The organism is Actinopolymorpha sp. NPDC004070, from assembly GCF_040610475.1.
Classification (GTDB): domain Bacteria; phylum Actinomycetota; class Actinomycetes; order Propionibacteriales; family Actinopolymorphaceae; genus Actinopolymorpha.
Window position 1 is genome coordinate 99,283 of the sequence record NZ_JBEXMJ010000011.1, and the last position, 18,401, is coordinate 117,683.

19 protein-coding genes are annotated in these 18,401 nt (G+C 70.4%); 8 read left to right on the forward strand and 11 right to left on the reverse strand.

The features are described 5' to 3' along the window. Positions 1 to 20 precede the first annotated feature (20 nt). The 5 genes from ABZV93_RS20550 to ABZV93_RS20570 all read right to left on the reverse strand — a co-directional run bounded on the left by ABZV93_RS20550 (position 21) and on the right by ABZV93_RS20570 (position 5,097). Positions 21 to 836, reverse strand: a complete 816-nt coding sequence (locus tag ABZV93_RS20550; protein WP_354938479.1) for a discoidin domain-containing protein — start codon at positions 834 to 836, stop codon at positions 21 to 23. A 142-nt stretch (positions 837 to 978) separates the two neighbouring features. Further along, positions 979 to 2,667 (reverse strand): alkaline phosphatase D family protein, encoded by a 1,689-nt coding sequence (locus tag ABZV93_RS20555; RefSeq protein WP_354938482.1) that lies wholly within the window; start codon positions 2,665 to 2,667, stop codon positions 979 to 981. A gap of 319 nt (positions 2,668 to 2,986) precedes the next feature. Continuing rightward, complete coding sequence (locus tag ABZV93_RS20560; protein ID WP_354938485.1) at positions 2,987 to 3,154, reverse strand: hypothetical protein; 168 nt, start codon at positions 3,152 to 3,154, stop codon at positions 2,987 to 2,989. A 262-nt stretch (positions 3,155 to 3,416) separates the two neighbouring features. Next, positions 3,417 to 4,364, reverse strand: a complete 948-nt coding sequence (locus ABZV93_RS20565) for a nucleoside hydrolase (protein ID WP_354938488.1) — start codon at positions 4,362 to 4,364, stop codon at positions 3,417 to 3,419. Positions 4,365 to 4,485: 121 nt separating this feature from the next. Continuing rightward, positions 4,486 to 5,097: a ParA family protein gene (locus ABZV93_RS20570; protein WP_354938491.1), complete on the reverse strand. Its 612-nt coding sequence runs from the start codon at positions 5,095 to 5,097 to the stop codon at positions 4,486 to 4,488. Positions 5,098 to 5,321: 224 nt separating this feature from the next. Between ABZV93_RS20570 and ABZV93_RS20575 the strand changes: the two genes are divergently transcribed. Further along, positions 5,322 to 6,974 carry an FAD-dependent oxidoreductase gene (locus ABZV93_RS20575; protein ID WP_354938494.1) on the forward strand — a complete coding sequence of 551 codons (1,653 nt, stop codon included), beginning with the start codon at positions 5,322 to 5,324 and terminating at the stop codon, positions 6,972 to 6,974. 36 nt (positions 6,975 to 7,010) lie between these two features. Here the strand turns inward: ABZV93_RS20575 and ABZV93_RS20580 are convergent, their stop codons facing one another. From ABZV93_RS20580 to ABZV93_RS20590, 3 genes are read right to left on the reverse strand one after another with little or no spacing between them, the layout of a single operon-like run. Then, on the reverse strand, positions 7,011 to 7,466 hold the full coding sequence (locus ABZV93_RS20580; RefSeq protein WP_354938497.1) for a YbaB/EbfC family nucleoid-associated protein: 456 nt from the start codon (positions 7,464 to 7,466) through the stop codon (positions 7,011 to 7,013). A 35-nt stretch (positions 7,467 to 7,501) separates the two neighbouring features. Next, on the reverse strand, positions 7,502 to 8,371 hold the full coding sequence (locus tag ABZV93_RS20585) for a hypothetical protein (protein ID WP_354938500.1): 870 nt from the start codon (positions 8,369 to 8,371) through the stop codon (positions 7,502 to 7,504). Further along, entirely contained in the window at positions 8,371 to 8,667 is a 297-nt protein-coding gene (locus ABZV93_RS20590) for a hypothetical protein (RefSeq protein ID WP_354938503.1), read from the reverse strand. Before ABZV93_RS20590 ends, ABZV93_RS20585 begins: the two co-directional genes overlap by 1 nt. Before the next feature lie 144 nt (positions 8,668 to 8,811). Between ABZV93_RS20590 and ABZV93_RS20595 the strand changes: the two genes are divergently transcribed. The 3 genes from ABZV93_RS20595 (at position 8,812) to ABZV93_RS20605 (ending at position 11,815) form a co-directional block, all read left to right on the forward strand. Beyond that, positions 8,812 to 10,011 carry a hypothetical protein gene (locus ABZV93_RS20595; RefSeq protein WP_354938505.1) on the forward strand — a complete coding sequence of 400 codons (1,200 nt, stop codon included), beginning with the start codon at positions 8,812 to 8,814 and terminating at the stop codon, positions 10,009 to 10,011. A gap of 40 nt (positions 10,012 to 10,051) precedes the next feature. Then, positions 10,052 to 10,438 (forward strand): MmcQ/YjbR family DNA-binding protein, encoded by a 387-nt coding sequence (locus ABZV93_RS20600; protein ID WP_354938508.1) that lies wholly within the window; start codon positions 10,052 to 10,054, stop codon positions 10,436 to 10,438. Between the two features lie 240 nt (positions 10,439 to 10,678). Continuing rightward, entirely contained in the window at positions 10,679 to 11,815 is a 1,137-nt protein-coding gene (locus ABZV93_RS20605) for a carboxymuconolactone decarboxylase family protein (RefSeq protein ID WP_354938511.1), read from the forward strand. A 185-nt stretch (positions 11,816 to 12,000) separates the two neighbouring features. Here the strand turns inward: ABZV93_RS20605 and ABZV93_RS20610 are convergent, their stop codons facing one another. The 3 genes from ABZV93_RS20610 to ABZV93_RS20620 form a co-directional block, all read right to left on the reverse strand. Next, the gene (locus tag ABZV93_RS20610; protein ID WP_354938514.1) at positions 12,001 to 13,218 is read right to left on the reverse strand and encodes an RNA polymerase sigma factor; all 1,218 of its coding nucleotides are present in this window, start codon (positions 13,216 to 13,218) and stop codon (positions 12,001 to 12,003) included. A 28-nt stretch (positions 13,219 to 13,246) separates the two neighbouring features. Next, on the reverse strand, positions 13,247 to 13,609 hold the full coding sequence (locus tag ABZV93_RS20615; protein WP_354938517.1) for a YciI family protein: 363 nt from the start codon (positions 13,607 to 13,609) through the stop codon (positions 13,247 to 13,249). Positions 13,610 to 13,676: 67 nt separating this feature from the next. Then, positions 13,677 to 14,663 carry a DMT family transporter gene (locus tag ABZV93_RS20620; protein WP_354938520.1) on the reverse strand — a complete coding sequence of 329 codons (987 nt, stop codon included), beginning with the start codon at positions 14,661 to 14,663 and terminating at the stop codon, positions 13,677 to 13,679. 132 nt (positions 14,664 to 14,795) lie between these two features. Between ABZV93_RS20620 and ABZV93_RS20625 the strand changes: the two genes are divergently transcribed. From ABZV93_RS20625 to ABZV93_RS20640, 4 genes are all read left to right on the forward strand, one after another. Next, positions 14,796 to 16,130, forward strand: coding sequence for a DUF4038 domain-containing protein (locus tag ABZV93_RS20625; RefSeq protein ID WP_354938523.1), 1,335 nt, complete (start codon positions 14,796 to 14,798; stop codon positions 16,128 to 16,130). 154 nt (positions 16,131 to 16,284) lie between these two features. Then, positions 16,285 to 16,809, forward strand: a complete 525-nt coding sequence (locus ABZV93_RS20630; protein ID WP_354938526.1) for a GNAT family protein — start codon at positions 16,285 to 16,287, stop codon at positions 16,807 to 16,809. Positions 16,810 to 16,947: 138 nt separating this feature from the next. Then, positions 16,948 to 17,364: a PPOX class F420-dependent oxidoreductase gene (locus ABZV93_RS20635; protein WP_354938529.1), complete on the forward strand. Its 417-nt coding sequence runs from the start codon at positions 16,948 to 16,950 to the stop codon at positions 17,362 to 17,364. 430 nt (positions 17,365 to 17,794) lie between these two features. After that, positions 17,795 to 18,364 (forward strand): phosphotransferase, encoded by a 570-nt coding sequence (locus ABZV93_RS20640; RefSeq protein ID WP_354938532.1) that lies wholly within the window; start codon positions 17,795 to 17,797, stop codon positions 18,362 to 18,364. Positions 18,365 to 18,401: the final 37 nt, after the last annotated feature.

Below are 18,401 nucleotides of genomic sequence, written 5' to 3' on the forward strand. Positions count from 1 at the left end.
GCTCACCCGCAGGTCTCCGGTCACTCGTAGATCTCGAGTTCGACGATGCGGGAGTACGTCGCGTCGTTCGAGGCAAGGGCAAGGATCCGCACCGCGGTCGTGGAGACGGGATCGAAGGTCGAGCTGACCATGGCGACGGTGTTTCCGCGCACGCTGGCGACCGTACGCCAGTCGCCACTACCCGCGTTGGCACCGGCATCCCAGACCTGCACGTCCCAGTCCCGCAGCGCGTTCCGGTCGGCCGGATAGCGAGCGGTGCCCAGCGAGTACAGGTCCACCCGGCTCACCTGGTGCGGTTGGGTGAACGTCGCCGCCAGCCAGTCGGGGAAGATCAGCCTGGTGGCGTCGTTCCACCCGGTCGCGACCAGCCAGTCCTCGGGGTTGTTGTCGCCGTCGATGGCGCCGCACGCCGGGAAGTTCGCGTGGGACGATGACGCACTCACCGTCGCCGACAGCGCGAGATTGGCACCGGGACCGCTCGGTGGGGCCTTCACCACCACAGGGACGGAGATCTGGGGACCGCGGCCTGTCCGGCCCGCCCGAATGGTGACCTTGGCGTCGGAATCGACGCTGCCCAACGGCGCGGACACCTGCACCGGTGTGTGCAGCGTGTATCCCACCGGCAGGTAACTGGAGATGACGTCGGGCGTGACCCTGAGCGGAGCCTCCGCGGTGAGCAGGACATCGGCGTACGTCGGCTGCGAGGAGTCGTTGCGTACGGCGACGTCGACCTTCCGCCCTCCGCAGGGTGCGGCCAACACGTTCAGGGTGGTCGGCGTCGCTGTCAAGGTGAGGTTGTCACCGGCCCGTGCGTTGCCCGCACCCGCGGAAGCCACGGCGGGCGAGCCGATGGCCGCAGTCAACCCCGCGACTCCGGCAATCGCAGCCAGGACGAGCCCCGCCGGATGACCAAACCGCAACCACCGAACGCCGGGCGGTGTTCCGGGTCGCTTCCCTCCGGTCACGTCGACCACCTTCCTACTTGTCCGGCGGGTTCCGCAGCGGCTCGGGCGGCTGGATGTTCTCCGAGTAGCGAACGCCCAGTGTCGGGTTGTCGGCCACCGGCTGCAGGCCGGGGTGACCGTCCTCGGTGACGAAGCTCGCCCTGGTCTGCACGGGTGCGCCGGGCTGCCGGATGTAGGGCACCACCCGGTAGTCCGACCGCAGCTCCTGCTGGTCGAGGTCGAACCGGACGTACCCACGCAGGGCGCTGTAGAACTTCACGTGCTGGTTGGCCAGGAAGGGTTCGGCGAACTCGTCGCGGTCGGCGCCGTCCTGCCCGGAGCTGACCGAGGTTCCGATGAACTCCGTGGCCACCGTCGCCGAGGCCGGGTCGTCGAAGTTCGCCTTCACCTCCGCGGCCATGGCGCGGTGGATGTCGCCGGAAAGGATCACCGGGTTGGTGACCTGGCGCTCGGTCAGGCCGTGCACCACCCGGTCCCGTGCGGGCTTGTAGCCGTCCCACAGGTCCATGCTGAACGCCCCACCCGGGTCGGTGGTGAAGTCCAGCTGCGACAGCATGATCTGCTGCGCGATCACGTTCCAGCGTGCCCGGGAGGCGCCGAGACCGTCCAGCAGCCATGCTTCCTGCTCGGCGCCGAGCAGCGTCCGCGAAGGGTCCAGGCGTTCGGCGCAGTCGGTCTTCAGGCCGTCGCCACAGGCCTGGTCGGAGCGGTACTGCCGGGTGTCGAGGACGCTGAACTCCGCCAGCTGCCCGAAGGTGAACCGGCGGTACAACGCGGTGTCCGGGCCGACCGGTTGCTGCGGCAACCGCAACGGCATGTGCTCCCAGTAGGCGCGATAGGCGTTCGCCCGGCGTACCAGGAAGTCGGCCGGTGGCGCGCTGGGGTGGTTGAGGTTCGCGTAGTTGTTGACCACCTCATGGTCGTCCCAGGTGACGATCCAGGGAGCCGACGCGTGCGCTGCCTGCAGGTCGGGATCCAGCTTGTAGAGCGCGTACCGGTCTCGGTAGTCGCTGAGCGACACGGTGACCCTGTTGTACTTGTCCGGCAGCGCGGGATAGCCGGCGCGCCCGCCGTTGGTCTGGACGCTGTACTCGTAGATGTAGTCGCCCAGGTGGAAGACGACGTCGAGCTCCTCGTCGGCGAGATGCTTGTACGCGGTGTAGTAGCCGTCGAACCAGGCCGCGCACGAGACCGCCGCGAACCGAAGCCGGTCGGGGTTCGCGCTCGGGGCCGGGGCCGTTCGAGTCCTGCCGACCGGAGAGATCCGCGGGCCGGTACGGAAGCGGTAGAAGTACTCCCGGCCCGGTTGCAGGCCGTCCACGTCGACGTGCACCGTGTGGACGTACTCCGGCAACGCGAGGGCTGTTCCCTCCCGCACGATCTTCCGGAACGCCTCGTCCTCGGCGACCTGCCAGTCCACCGCGTACCGCGTCGGCCGCATGCCACCAAAGGAGTCCATCGGATCCGGTGCCAGCCGGGTCCAGATCACCACCGCGTTCGGCAGCGGGTCACCGGACGCGACCCCGAGGGTGAACGGATCGGTGCGGAACGACGGCGCCGCGCTGGCGTGCGTCGCCGTAGGGTCGACCATCGCGAACGCCAGACCGAACGCGCTGATCCCACTCAGCCGGACGAACTCACGGCGGTCCCAGAGCGAGCGTTCCTCGCGTTCCCAAAGACGTCGTAGGTTGACCAATGCCATCCCCCCGAGACCGCACGAATGGTCGCCGGCAGCGAAAAGAAGAGCCACCACAAACCAGCATCAAAGCGTTCGTGGAAAGCGCTGTACCCACATCAGAAGAACAGGAAACGAACAAAGCCGCCGAACACGAGCGTTCCGGACACGACCGGTCAGTGACTCGGACGGTAGTCCAGGGTGCGGCCCGCAACCAGTTCCGCCGTCCTGCTCCGGCCACTCGTGGACGCGCCGCTCTGGTCGCGGCGTCAGGCGTGACGGCTCGGGGAGCGGGGGCAGCGGGTCAGGAACTGACGTCAGGCGTCAGCGCCTGGACGTCAGGGAATCAGGCGTAGATCTGGAGTTCGATGATGCGGGAGTACGCGTGGTCGTTGGAGTTGCGGGCGACGATGCGGACCGCCGTCGTCGTGACGGGCGTGAACGTCGAGGTGACCGCACCCCTGGTGTTGTCGCGCACGGTGGCGACCGTCCGCCAGGCGTTGTCGACGAGCACCTGCACGTCCCAGTCACGCAGCCCTTCTGCGCAGCCGGGTACTTGGTGGAGTTCAGCGTGCGCAGGAACCAGTCGGCGGAGATGGTGTTGCCGTCCAGTGCACCGCACGGGGTCCAGTCCCGGTAGTCGCTCAGGTACGTGGCGAGCTGGAAACCGTCGTCCTGCCATGGGCACGAACGCGACGCCACACCTCGACAAGACTCCGAACGTCCCGGGCTGACAACCTTCGCACCGGTTCGTTACCAAGCCGAAACCCCTGCCCCTATTGGGCAAACCGGTCGTCGGCCCGCTGGGGCTTCCGGTCTGTCCGGGCGAACTGGCGAAGCTTGGCGAAGAAGTCCTCGAACAGGAAGCGGGAGTCGATCGTCTCGTAGACCCGGATCGGGCGGTGGGTCCTGCCCAGGTCGTAGCTGCCGTCTGCGCGGAAGGTCGGCGCGGGACGCTCGACGATGCGGCCGCAGTTCTCGTTCAGCAGAACACCGATCGCCGGTGAGTCGCCCAGGGAGCGGTACTCCATCGGGCCGCGCACGTGGGCGGAGTTCCACTCGACCAGTTGGCGTACGAGATAGTCACCGAGCTCGCCGCACGGCGCCACCTTCTCGTCCAGCTCGGCGTAGCTCACCGCGGTCATGACGTACGTCGACCGGGGAATCTGCCACACCGGGAGCGCGGAGGCGAAGACGACGTTGGCGGCGACGATGTCGTTGGCCAGGTTGAACTCCGGGCGACCGGCGGCCGGCTCCGGCCCGTAGGAGGGCCCGCCGATCCAGACCACGGTGACGTCCCGTTCGGCGATCCGCGGCTCGGCCAGCAACGCGGCGGCCATGTCGGTCAGCGGCCCGAAGAACGCGACGTACAGCGGGCCGTCGTCCTCGCGCATCGCCTCCTCGACGATCAGGTCCGCACCCGGCGAGGGAACCGGCGTCAGCTCGTCCGGCAGCGCGTAGGGCGCGCCGTTCTCGACTCTGACCTTGCCGGTGAGATCCATCAACCGCAGCAGGAGGTCCACCTCGTCGCGGCTGTCCAGCATGCTGCGTTCGCTACGGCCGGGACGCATGCCGAAGTGTGCGGCGACGATGCCCCGGACGTCGAGGCTGGGTGACAGGAGGCCGTGCACGATCGCGAACTGGTCGTCCGCCTCGTTCTTCGCGTCGGTGTCGATGATCACCCGGCGCTGGCGCGGGAGGGTACGCGTGTGCACGGGAAGCATGGGGGCGAGCGTAGGCCCGCCCCGGGCGCACCTCCAGAGCCACGACCGGCTCCGGCTGTCGGACCGTGGCCGGCCCGCGGCCGCCCGCTGAGGCTGCTACCGGCTCCGGCGCTTCCTCCGGCTATCGGCTCCCGGCGGAGGAGCGGGCGGCGGACTGCGCCCGGCGCCACACCTCGCGGTAGGCCTCCAGTCCGTCGGGGCACAGCGGGCCGTCGGGACCGGCGGTGATGGCGACGCGTTCGGGCACCGTCCCCCACACCGTGATGTCGGACTCCGCCCACGACCCGAGCGCGTCCTGGTAGCTGCGGGTGTAGGTGCGGGCCGAACAGACCACCAGGCCGGTGGGGGTCTCGGGGGGTACGACCTCGAGCACCGCCTCCACCCGGGACATCTCGATACCGCCCACCCGGGTCGGGATCACCACGACGTGTGCCTTGCCGAGTGCCTTGTTGAGCAGGCGCTCGTGTGCCGGAGGTGTGTCGACCACCACGACGTCGTCGGCGCCGGCGCGGTCCAGGGCCTTGCCGAGCAGGCGCTCGGTCGGCGCCTCCACGACGGAGACCTTCAGCAGCCGCTCGTCGGCGGCGTACTCGATCCACTCGGCCGCGCTGGCCTGCGGGTCGGCGTCGACAAGGGTGACCGAACGCCGGCCGGAGGCCGCGAGCGCGGCGAGGTAGACGGACGTGGTCGTCTTGCCGACCCCGCCCTTCAGTGCGGCTGAAACCACGATCACCTGACCGACGCTACCCCGCCGAGGGCCCGCGACACGAGACCCGCGCCGATCCGTGTCCGAGACCCGGATCGCCGGCGATCCGAGACGCGGACCGCCGGCCGGTGCGAGACCCGAACCGCCGACGGTGTGAGACCCGGGCCGCTGGCCGGTCCCGGAACGCTCCGCCGGCGCCGTCCCGGGTGGCCGGTAGCGTCGCGCCTCGAGGCTACCGAGAGTGGGAGACGATGCGGGAGACGCGGACCGACGTACTGGTGGTGGGCGGTGGCCTGGGCGGGGTCGCGGCCGCGCTGACCGGGCTGCGGCTGGGCCGGCACGTGGTGCTCACCGAGGAGAGCGGCTGGCTGGGCGGTCAGCTGACCAGCCAGGCGGTGCCGCCGGACGAGCACCCGTGGATCGAGAGCCGGTACGCCTCACCCAGCTACCGTGACCTGCGCCGGCGGATCCGCGACTTCTACCGGCGCAACCTGCCGTTGACGAAGGAGGCGGCCGACGACCCGTTGCTCAACCCGGGCAAGGGTTCGGTGAGCCCGTTGTGCGCCGAACCCGCGGCTGCCGTCGCCGCGATCCACGAGGTGCTGGCGCCCTACCTGACGGCCGGTCGGCTGACCGTCCTGCTGCACCACGCGCCGGTGACGGTGCACGGGCGGGGCGACTCGGTGGAGGCGGTGACGCTGCGCACCCTCGAAGGTGGCGGTGGCGGTGGCGGTGGCGGTGGCGAGGTGACGGTGACCGCCGCGTACGTCGTGGACGCCACCGAGCTCGGCGACCTGCTCGCGCTCGGCGACGTGGAGCATGTCGTGGGGGCGGAGGGGCAGGACCAGACCGGCGAGCCACACGCACCGGCCACCGCGGACCCGCTCGACCAGCAGGCGATCACCTGGTGCTTCGCCGTCGAGCACCGGCCCGGCGAGGACCACACGGTGGCTCCGCCGGCGAGCTACGAGCACTGGCGTACGCACGTGGCACCGTTCTGGCCGGGCCCGCAGCTGTCCTGGACCGACGTCGCCCCGGAGACGCTCGAACCCCGCCACCGCCCGATCTTCGTCGGCGACTCCGACGCCGACCGCTCCCCCGACTTCTGGCACTACCGCCGGATCGTCGCCCGTACGAACTACCGCCGGGACAAGGCGTCGATCGACTCCGACGTGACGCTGGTCAACTGGCCGCAGAACGACTACTGGGAGACTCCGCTGCTCGGCGTTTCCCAGGCCGACCGGGAACGCGCCCTGCGGGAGAGCCGCGAGCTGTCCCTGTCGTTTCTGCACTGGATGCAGACGAGCGCTCCGCGCGAGGACGGCGGCGAGGGGTACCCGGGCCTGCGCCTGCGACCGGACATCACGGGCACGGCCGACGGGTTGGCGATGCGGCCCTACGTCCGGGAGTCCCGCCGGATCCGCGCGGAGTTCACGGTCACCGAGCTACACGTCGGGGTGGAGGCCGCCGGCCCGGACGGGCCGGTGCAGTTCGACGACTCCGTGGGGCTCGGCAACTACCGGATCGACCTGCACCCGAGCACGGCCGGGCGTACGTACGTCGACATCGACTCCTACCCATTCCAGATCCCGCTCGGCGCGCTCGTCCCGGTCCGGATCGACAACCTGCTGCCCGCGAACAAGAACATTGGCTCCACCCACATCACCAACGGCTGCTACCGGCTGCATCCGGTGGAGTGGGCCATCGGCGAGGCGGTCGGTGCCCTGGTGGCGTACTGCCTGGACGGCGGCCGGCGGCCTCGCGAGGTGTACGCCGAACCCGTCCGGCGAGGCGACTACCAGCGCCTGCTGGCCGACGGGCTCGGCATCGAGCTGGCCTGGCCGCGCGAGATCCGCACCCTGTCCACCAGCCGGCGCCCGGCGTACCCCCAGCTGGTCGAGTAGGAAGCCAGGCGCTGGGGAGCCGGTTGAGTAGGAAGCTCAGGACTCCGTCATCCGCCGCATGCGTTCCATGATGTCGGTGATCTCCTGGCCCATGTGCTCGGTGTCCCGGAGGATCTCGTCCATCGTCTGCTCGAACGCCGGTAGCTGTTCGGCGATCTCGCGCGGGTCGGGAGCACCGTCGGCGAACGCCTCGTCGACCAGTCCGGAGATCTGCCGCTGCACGTCGTCACGGGCCTGGTTGACCAACCGGGTGATCTCTTCGGCGAGGTCCTGCGAACCCATCCGCATGGCGCGCGGGTCGATGCTCAGCCCCTGGACGCCGTTGGCCTCGGAGTAGGACACGGCAATGCGGTCGTCGTCACTGCTGGCGGAGCCGACGGCCTCCCGGACCCGGCGCTGGAGCTCCTCCGCCCTGGCCATGCGTTCGCGCTGCGCACGCATGATCTGCTCGGGGTCCTGGAAGAGGTCCGCCAGCTCGAAGTGTCCCGACATTCGCACCCATCCCTTGATCTTTGACCTCGGTGAGTTCAGACCCCAGTGAGTACGGCGAGTTGCTTGCGCTTGAGCTTCTCCACCAGGTCGCCCGCGGCCCTGATCGCCGCGTCCCCCATGTCCTTGTACCCCTCGCCGTTGCCGAGCCGGATCGAGTCGCTGACTCCGGCCTCGAGCGTACGCAGTGCGACGAGCGCGGCGTGCGCCTGACCGACGCGGAGCATGATCTCGTCCATCAGCCGGATGATCCGGGGCAGCATGCGGGCGATCACCTGGCCCGCGTTGCGGATGGAGACCGCGACCCCCTGGCCGAACGGAATGGCCATCGCGATCCAGAACGCCGCGGCCATGATGGCCAGTATCCCGGCCAGGACGCAGGAGATCGCCATCTGCGCGAACCGCAGCGACCCCACGACGGCGGTGAGGGCGGCGGTCTCCCAGGCCAGGCAGTAGGTGTTCTGCACGCTGTCACGGTGCTTGCGGAGGCGTTCGCTGTAGGCAGCCTGGTCGTTGGCCTGCCAGACCTCGGGGGTGATGCTGTAGTACAGGCCGTTGAGATCCTCGAGGTATCGCTTCCCGGCCGAGCCCGACTCGTGGATCCGCGAGCAGGCCTGCAGCATCTTGCCGGTGTCGGTGACGATCAGCTTCAGCCGCACGGGCACGCTGGTGAGGACCCCGCCAGTGACGGTGAGGGTCTGCCCGCCCAGCGACACCGAACGGTTCAGCTTCCACTTCTGGCCCACCCGCTGGAGCTGTTTGAGGAGGATGCCGCTCTTGTCGGCGGGGATCGGCAGCAGCAGCTCCGGCCACACCGAGCAGGCGACGATCGAGGACATGAAGGCGGTCTTCCCCAGCGTCTCGCCGGAGGAGAAGGCGCCGGCCATGGAATCGTAGGCGTTGGCCATCAGCGGATCGTGTTCCTCTCCTCGGTCGTGTGCCAGTGCTCGGCGATCTTCTGCGCCGCCTGGTCCAGCTTCCCGGCGTCGGTCAGCTTGGTGTCCCAGGCCTGCTCTGCGTATTCGGAGGCGAAGAAGAAGGCCAGCACCACGAGAAGGCCGCCGCCCTGCCCGGCGCCCATCATCAGGTCCTGCGCCTCACCGGCGAGTCGCTTCGCCGACGGCACGGCGTCGCCCGCGGTACGGTCGATGTCGCGTCCGAGTCCCCTGATGTATGCCCGGTCGATGACCTTCGGCTCTCCCACGGGAGAGGAGTCTAGGGCGGCGCGGCGACCGCCCGCCGGGATGCCCGGACGATCTGTGGACAACCACGGGACGCGGGTGGCCGCCACGGTGCGTGGAGCCTCCAGTCAGGCTGTTCGTTTCCGGACATGCCCTACGGTGAGCCCGTGGATTACACGTTGCTCCAGGCCCACAACACCACACCGGGGGACGTCGAGGACGCCATCAGGCTGCTCGCCCCCCACTGGGCCGGCGGTACGGCCGTCGACCACTCCGACTTCTGGGTGACGGTCCCGACGACGGAGACCGCGGCGCGCGCACTCGCCCCGCGACTGGCCTCCCTGATCGGGGACGACGTGGTGACGACGACCGTCGCCGGCGACGAGTGCCGGATGGCGCTGGACCGTCCGGGCGGTGACCGGACCGTCGGCCCGGTCGACGGACGCGACACCGGCGCGGCTACCGAGCTGGCGGGTGCACTGCGCGGACGGAAGGCCGAGGAGTTCGCGGCAGCGCTGGCGACGGACCTGCCGGCGGCCGAGCGGCACCGGTCCGCCGCCCGGGCGCTCGGGTTGCCGGTCCCCGACCTGTCCGGCCTGCGTCAGCACGCCGGGCTCCTGGTGGTGTGGGCGGCCGCGGGCACCGTACGATCCCGCCTCCCGGTGGACGGGCACGGAGCGCACGTCGTTCCTCTCGGGTCGAACGCCTGCCTCGTGGTGCCGGACGGTTCGGGGTGGTCGACGGACCCGCGTACCCACGGCCGCGCGTTCACCAGGACCGCGGGCACCCCGCTCCCTGTGGTGGGGATCGACTGGGGCACCAACCCGGCGATGTGGGTGTCGAGCGGGCCGGAGGATTCGACGCTGGACCTGGCCGCACCGAGCCGGGGTCAGGTCGCGGCGGCCGCAGCGGCTGTCGCCCGAGTGGCCGGGCGACCTGAACTGGAGACGAAGGTGGCCGCCGCGCTCGACCCGGCCGCCGACGTCAGCGCGGGTCGGCGCGCCGCCGACCTGCTCGGCGTCCTCGGCGCGGGCGACGTGCCGGCCGGCGCGTCGGCCGGCGACCTGGCGTCCTGGGCGGCCGAGCGTGACGGCGGCACCCACGTCGCCGCCCAGCCGGGCCGGGCGGTGGCGCTTCGCCACGATGACCCCGCGGCGGTGGCACCGGCCTTCCGGCAACGCCGAAACCTGCGGCGCGTACGCAACGCCGCGGGCATTCTGGAGCTGGTCGGCTGGGTCGGCATCGTGATCTTCGTGACGCAGGGCCCGATCGTGTGGGCCGCCCCTACGATCGTGGCGATCGGACTGCTGGAACTCCTGCGCAGATACCTCAAGCGCCGGCTTCCACCGCCGGAGTCCCGCCGGTAGCTCGACGAAGATCTCGACGGAAGTCTCAACGGAGGCAGAGATGGCCGACCAGGACGACGTACGCCGGATCGCGCTCGCGCTGCCGGACACCTCCGAGGGCGAGGACCGCTTCGGGTTCTCCGTACGAAACAAGGGCAAGGACCGCGGGTTCGCCTGGGTGTGGATGGAGCGCGTCCACCCCAAGAAGGCCCGGGTGCCGCAGCCGGAGGTGCTGGCGGTGCGGGTGGCGAACGACGGCGAGAAGCAGGCGCTGCTCGCCTCCGACAGCGAGAAGTTCTTCACCGAGCCGCACTACAACGGGTACCCGGCCGTGCTCGTCCGGCTGGCCAACGTACCGGTCGACGAGCTCGAGGAGTTGCTCACCGACGCGTGGCGCTGCCAGGCTCCACGTCAACTGGTGAAGGAGTTCGACGAGGCCCGCGGCTAGGGCGTGTCCTGCGGATCAGGCGGCGAAAGTGAGCGGGCCATCCGCGCTCGGCTGGCAAGGCGGAGGAGGAGCGCGTAGCGGTGTTCTACGCGCGACGACGACAACGCGGCCAGGCGGGTGCGGGGGCACGCGAGCCGGCGCAAGATCCGCAGGAAACGCCCTAGCAGCCGGGTGGTTGGTTCCTGGGGTCGGGACCCGTCCCGCGGATCACGCCCTTTCACCCGATCGGGGTGAGGCGCAGTGCCCCTTGCGATGTCTTGTGGGGTCTGTGGGGGGCGGCAGACATCCGTTTTGGGCCGCCCGGTCTGTCAGGAAGGAAACGCCATGACGGCACAGACACCTGAAGGAACCTTGGGAGCCTTTTCGCATGGGGAACACCCGATCTTCGCGCAACTGGCCAAGATGAGTGTCGACACGTTGCCCAATTCCGAACTCGACCCGCGCACGTACCACATCGTCAGACTTGCCGCACTGATCGCGATGGACGCCGCACCCGCGTCGTACCTCGCCAACCTCGCGGTCGCCCGGGAAGCAGGGCTGACGGTACAGGACGCGCAGGGCGTCTGCGTCGCCATCGCACCCATCGTCGGCAGCTCGCGCGTCGTCGATGCCGCGGGCAACGTCCTGCGTGCGTTCGGACTGGCAGAGCTCGCCGCGGAGTACGTCGCCGAGGAGGACGTCACCGAGGAAGGCGCCATTGAGGAAGGCGTGCGGGCCGAAGGTTCCGAAGAGGGCACCAGAGAAGGAACCGGTGCGGGAACCGGGGAAGGCATGCGCGAAGGAGCCGGAGGAGGCGCGGCAGGTGCGGTCGCGGGTGGAGCGGCAGGCGCAGGTGCCGCGACCGCGATACCGGGGCAGCGCCGCGAGGAGGCCGCCACCGAACTCGGAGAGGACAAGATCGGCGAGGACCGGATCGAGGAAGGCCGGCTCGAGGAGAGCAGGATCGAACAGGAGAGTGCGGAACGAGTCCCGGAAGGACGCGGGCCGGCCGGGTACGCCGAAACCACGACCGAGGAGCGGTTCGTCGAGGGCTCCGGCGCGGGTGGTGGTGCCGCGATGTACGAAGAGTCCAGGGAGGAACGCTTCGCCGGCGGACCCGAGAGCGCACAGGGTGCGTCGGGCGTCACCGGCGCCCGCGAGGCCGCTGAAGGACGCGCCGAGCAGGGTCGCGAAGAGCGCGGCGGACAGGGAGCAGGCGGACAGAAGGCAGATGAACCGGGAACCGGGGAGAAGCAGGGCTTCGGCGAACAGGTGCAGGGTGCCAAGGAGAAGGCACAGGGCGCCAAGGAGAAGTTGACAGGCGAAGGCGAGAAGGAGGAGACCATCGAGGAGAAGCTGCGCGGAAAGGTCAGCGGCTGGATGAAGCGCGACCAGTAGACCGCTCGGCAGGTCCGTCCAGCACGCCCGTAGATCCTGCAGGTTATGCATATCGTGCAGTCCGTCTGGCAGACCCTTCACCTGTCGGCTGTACATCACCGGGCGCCGCGTCAAGACCTACTTGACGCGGCGCCCGGTCGTGTTCGTATCGGCGGGTCCTGCCGGGTGGTTGGTAGGCGCCGTCGTCAGGCGAGCAGGTCTCGCTGCCGTTCCAGGAAGGACCGCTCGGCGTGGTTGCCGCTGCGGGCGATGGCCGCGTCGTACGCGCGTACCGCCTCCTCGTCCCGGCCGAGTCGACTCAGCAGCTCGGCCCGGATGGCGTGGAACAGGTAGTAGCCGTCCAGGTCCAGCTCGTCGACCAGCGCAAGCCCTGCCTGTGCCCCCTCGACCTCCGCGACGGCGACCGCTCGGTTGAGCGCGGCGACCGGGTTCGGGCCGTGTGCCAGCAACTGGTCGTACAGCGCGACGACCTGCGCCCAGTCCGTCTCCGCGGCGGTGGGCGCGTCGCTGTGCACGGCGTTGATCGCCGCCTGGATCTGGTACGGCCCCGGCCGGCCGCGGCGCAGGCACCGTCGTACGAGCGTCTGACCTTCCTGGACCAGCGCCCGGTCCCACAGCGAGCGGTCCTGGTCCGCCAGCCGGATCAGGTCGCCGTCCACACTCGCCCGCGCCGGCCGCCGCGACTCCACCAGCAGCATCAGCGCCAGCAGGCCGAGCACCTCCGGTTCGTCCGGCATGAGGCCGGCGAGGACGCGCCCCAGCCGGATCGCTTCCGCACAGAGCTCCGCCCGGACGAGTTGCTCCCCGCCACTCGCGGCGTACCCCTCGTTGAAGATCAGGTAGATGACCGCCAGCACCGCCCGCACGCGGTCGGGAAGGTCGGCCTCGTTCGGCACGCGATACGGGATCCCGGCGTCGCGGATCTTGCCCTTCGCCCGCACCAGGCGCTGCGCCATGGTGGGCTCGGGCACCAGGAACGCCCGGGCGATCTCGGCCGTGGTGAGGCCACCCAGCAGCCGCAGCGTGAGCGCCACCCGGGCGGCGGGCGCGAGCGCCGGGTGGCAGCAGGTGAAGATGAGGCGCAGCCGATCGTCGCGCACGGCGCCCTCCTCCAGCGGTTCGTCGGCCGCGTGCAGCAGGGCGGCGTGGGCGTGCCGGTCCGCGCGGGACGCCTCCCGCCGGAGCCGGTCGATCGCGCGGTTGCGGGCGGTGGTGATGATCCACCCGGCCGGGCTCGGCGGAAATCCGGCGTCGGGCCAGCGTTCCACCGCGGCGGCGAACGCGTCCTGCACCGACTCCTCGGCGAGTTCGATGTCACCGAGGACGCGCACCAGCACCGCGACGGCGCGGCCGTACTCCGCGCGGAAGACGCGTTCGATGTCCGCCGTGCTGACCGTCGGCACGACTCGCGAGACCCGGGATCCAGGGGACCTAGAGGTGGTCGCCCGGCTCACCCTGGAACGGGCGGACCTCGATCGGCAGCCGGGCCGCCCTGGCCAGCCTGCGCCCCCATTCCAGGGCCTCGTCAAGGTCCGCAGCGGCGATGATCGACAGGCCGCCGACGTGCTCCTTGCCCTCGACGTACGGGCCGTCGGTGGTGAGCAGATCGCCGTCGTCGTACCGGACCACGGTAGCCGTGGTGGGCTCGTGCAGGCCGCCGGCGAAGACCCATGCGCCCGCCTCGCGGAGTTCGTCGTTGAACCTCGCGACGTCGGCCATGATCGGCTCGATGATCTCCGGCGGAGGCGGTCCGCCGTCGGGCTGCTGGATGCTGAGCAGGTAGTGCTTCGTCACGGTGTCCTCCGAGCTCTCTCGTGCGGTCTCCCCGGCCGGGACGCTCCTTGGTCAGTCCCTGGCCCGGTCAGTCTCGGTGCCGGTCACTCTCCACACGAACGCGACCCGCCCGCATCGACACCCGCTCCCGACCGTTTTCCGCCGAGCGGGAGGCGAAGTAGCCGCATCCGAGGATCAGCACGCATCCCAGCAACTGCGCCACGGTGGGGCGTTCGTGCAGGACCAGCGCGCCCAGCGCCACCGCGCCCACGGGGGTGAACAGCAGCAGGATCGCCCCGAGATGGCTGGGCAGCCGCGGGGAGGCCAGCGCCACCAGCAGCCAGCCGATCACCTGCCCGAACACCGACACGAGCGCCAGCCAGCCGATCGCGGACCAGCCCGGCGAGAGGTCCACGCCGTGCCAGACGGCACCGAGCGCGAGCGAGACGACCGCGGCGGTGGCGATGACGTCGCCGTACGCCGCGACCACCGGGCCGCCGTGACCTCCGCGCCGGAGCAGGAACAGGTAACCCGAGTAGCACAGCGCCGCCAGCCCGGCATGCACCGCGCCGGCGACCGGCCGGCTGCCGGCCGCCCCGCCGTCGAGGACACCGGCCGTCAGCGCCACTCCCGCCAGCAGCAGTGGGAGCACCACGAGGAACCGCGAGGTGACGCGCCCGCGGTCGACGATCCAGGCGAGGAGTGGTACGAACACGACCTGCAGGTTGACCAGCACGGTCGACAGACCCGCGCCGACCTCGGCGATCGCCTGCGTCCACAACAGCATGTCGCCCGCGAACATCACCCCCGCCACCACGGCGAGCAGGTGCAGTCGCGGCGACAGCGCACCAGAGCGCCGGCGTTCCAGCGCGACCAGCGGGGCGAGCAGGGGCAGTGCGAGCAGGCACCGGTAGAACGACGCGGTGCCGGGTGACGTGCGGGACAGGTCGATCAGGACGGCCGAGCCGGAGACGCCGAGCGCGCCGACGGCCAGAACCGGCGCCGGATGACGTCCCAGCCAGGTCCCGTTCTGCCCTGTGGCGTTCTGCGCCGTAGCGTCCGCCGCGTCACCCATCACGTCGCCTCCCGCCTGTGCAGGCGTCGTTTCGCGTCGTCCGGCGGGCCGCGAGCCGGCGTGCGATGCCCGCGGTCCACGTGCCCCGGCGACCCACGATAGGTGTCCGACCTGACTGGTACGTTCCCCCACATGTCGCGGCTGACCGTGGACCCGTCGGGCACTCACCTGCGTCTCGGCGAGGCGTTCTTTCCGCTGATCATGGACACGGCGTGGAGCAGCTTCGCCGACCCGAGCGAGGAGGAGTGGCGCAGCTACCTCGCCACCCGCCGCCGGCAGGGTTTCACCTGCGTGGCCGTGTCGGTGCTGCCGATCCTGCACGACCGGGACGAGCGCGCCGGCTCGCGCGACCCCTTCGCCCTCGACGCGGTCGGGCACCCCGACTTCGACCGGCCCGACGAGGGCTACTTCGCCCAGGCGCGGGAGTTCACCCGGATCGCGCACGAGGAATACGACCTGCGGCTGCTGCTCGTCGTGTTGTGGAACAACTACGTTCCCGGCACCTGGGCGGCGGCCCGCACGCCGTACGCCGTGATGGCCGACAAGCACCGGCGTGCGTACGTCGAACGCGTGGCCCGCACGTTCGGCGACCTGGAGCCGATCTTCGCCGTCGGCGGCGACGACAACTACCGCGTCCCGGAGGCGAACGCGGCCTACCTCGAGGCGGCCGCCCAGCTGCGTGACGTCGCGCCGAGCTGCCTGCTCACCACGCACTCGGCCCCGCATGCCGACCTGCCGGACGACCTCGCCGGCGCGCTGGACTTCTTCTGCCACCAGTCCGGTCACGACGCACGCAACGTCGACCTGACGTGGCAGCAGGCCGCTCCGTACCTCGCCCGGTCTCCGCGGAAGCCGCTGCTGGCGGCCGAACCTGCGTACGAACAACACGGCAGGGTCAACGGTCACGGTCGGTGGACTCGCGACGACGTGCGCCGAGCGAGCTGGACGAGCGTGCTGGCGGGCGCGGCCGCCGGGATCGGGTACGGCGCGCACGGGATGTGGATGTGGCACTCCCCGAGCGCGCGGTTCACCTCCGGCGGCTCCTCACTGGAGCCCTACCCGTGGCAGGTCGCGCTCGGATTCCCTGGCGCGCTGGACATCTCGCTGATGGCCCGGCTGTTCACCGACCATCGGCTGTACCGGCTCACGCCCGCGCAGGACCTGCTCGCCGACCGTGCGGGAGACGGCGTGGAAGGCGGCGTGGAAGGCTCCGGCGCCGACGAACCGGGTGCCGGGGAGGTGCTCCGGTTGGGCGCGAGCCCCGACCGGGACCTTGTCGTGCTCTACCTGCCGTACAGCCGGGATGCGGAGGTGCTGGTCGACCTGCGCGTCCACCGCCTTACCGGGTGGGACCTCGCAGAACGTGCCCCGCTCACCGTCGACCCGGTCTTCGGGGACGGCCGGACGCGACTGCGGCAACTGCCGAGCCTGGGCGACCAACTCGTCGTCGCCGAGCGGACCGCCTGAGGTGCCCGTCACCAGACCGGCCATCCGCTGTTCTGGACCCCGGACGGGGCGGAGGTGATCCGGGCGCGGGCGGAGGCGGTCACGCCGCCGCGCGTCGACGTGACGGCGATCGGCCTGGGGCAGGGCTTCGTTAGGAGATAGGTACGGTAGCCCGATGTCCGACACGTCCATACGGTTCCAGCCCGCCACGCCGGACGTCGCGGAGGCGGTGCTGGACGCGCTGGTGCGCAGCCGGGAGCACATGCAGCTCTGGGATCCGGACCGTCCCGCCGACTTCTTCACCGTTCGCGCGCAGGCCGAACGCCTCGCCGGCCCAGACGTTCGCCGCTGGCACCTGGTCGACGGCGAGGTGATCGCCGGCGAGTTCACCTTGTCGACGATCGAACTCGGCGCGTTCCGCAGTGCGCGTCTCGGGTACTGGATCGACGTCGGCTACACCCGCCGCGGCCTGGCGACCCGCGGCGTGGAACTGGTGTGTCAGGCGGCCCGGGACGAGCTGGGCCTGCACCGCGTAGAGGCGTCGACCATCGTCGCGAACGTCCCGTCGCAGGGGGTGTTGCGCAAGTGCGGGTTCGAGCAGTTCGGCACCGCGCCACGCTACCTGTATGTCGGCGGCGAGTGGCAGGACTGCCACCTGTTCCAGCGGACCCTGCACGACGACCCGCCGCCGGCGGCCTGAGTCGACGGGTGGCCGTGCCTGAAGGGTTTCCGGCGTACGCATCGCACGCGGATCACCGGAATGCGGGCGGCCCGCATCGGGTTGCCGAAGGCGTACGCATTCATTCGATGGGACCGCGCGCCCGGTGAGGAGCCGACCATGACGGCCGTACTGCCCGAGGACCTGAAGAAGCTCATCGACGAGGAGAAGGTGTTCGCGACCGTCGCGACACTACTTGCCGACGGACAACCGCACCTCACCGTGGTCTGGGTGAAGCGCGAGGGCGACGATCTGCTGTTCTCCACCACCGAAAGCCGTGTCCAGGGCAGGAACCTCGCCCGTGATCCGCGGATCAGCGTGCTGATCAGCCCGCCGGGGAAGCCCTACACCTATGCGGAGATCCGCGGCACGGCGACCATCGTGCCCGATCCCGATCGGCAGCTCCCCGACGAGCTCTCCTTGAAGTACATGGGAAGCAAGTACGGCGAGCGGAACCCCGACTCGGTGCAGGAGACCGACCGGATCATCGTGCGGGTCACACCGGAGAAGCTCACCCACTGGCCCAAGCCCGCCTGAACGTCCCAGAGCGGGCTCAACGACCGGCACGCCTACATCGCTGGCAAGGACGCGTTCGTCGCAACCATCCTGGCCGACCTGCACGTGGAGCGGCCGTCAAGTGCGTCCTGACATACCGGACTCCGTGGTCGACCGCCTGTCCGGAGAGGATGGAAGCAGGGTCCTCGACGTCAGGAGCAGTCCCCTGACGGGCGGCACCGGCGCGGCCACAGCCGATCTCACCCGTCTGACCGTTCGCCTGAGTACGCCGAGCGGTCACCTCGCCCAGCGGGACGTCGTACCCAAAACTCTTCGGCCGTTGCGAGGCGGTCCTCATCGGCATGGTACGGAGGATCCCACCCACTGGGCGTACTGGAAGCGCGAACTGTTGGCATATGCGTCCGATGCACTGCCGAGTGGACCGGGCCTGCGCGCACCCCGCTGCCTCGGCGTGTTCGAGTCGACCGTCTACCTCGAACACGTGCCGCCCGCGGCCGCGGACGGCGAACTGGCCGCGAAACACCTTGCCCGTTGGCAGTCCGAAACGACCACCCCCGGCGTTCCCTGGCTGAGCGGACACCAACTGGCGCAGCGCATCGAAGCAACCCACCTGGACTGGTCGGCGGTGGAAGACGCCCGTGCCGAGGCGTTGTGGAGCGATCGTGGACGACTGCTTGCGCGGCTCGCCTCGGTTCCGATGGTGCTGTCCCACGGCGACTTCCACCTGGACAACCTGCGCGCCGACGCCGGCGACACCGTGGCCCTCGACTGGGGAACCTTCGGCCTCGCACCGGTGGGCGCGGACCTCGCGCATCTCGCGCTGAGTGTGCGAGAGGACCTGGTGCCGGCCTACCTCGCCGCCGTCGGAGGACGCTTCGAGGAGCACCAGGTCGTGGACGGCTACCGATGCACGCTGGTGCTGGTGGGCGCGAGCCGCGTGCACTGGATGCTCGCTCGCGGCATCGAACCACCGCAAGGCTACGTCGACTTCCTCTGGGCCAACCGTCCCGCGGTCGACTGAGAACCAGCGTGGCACGTGGAAGACTGTGCGCTCGTGA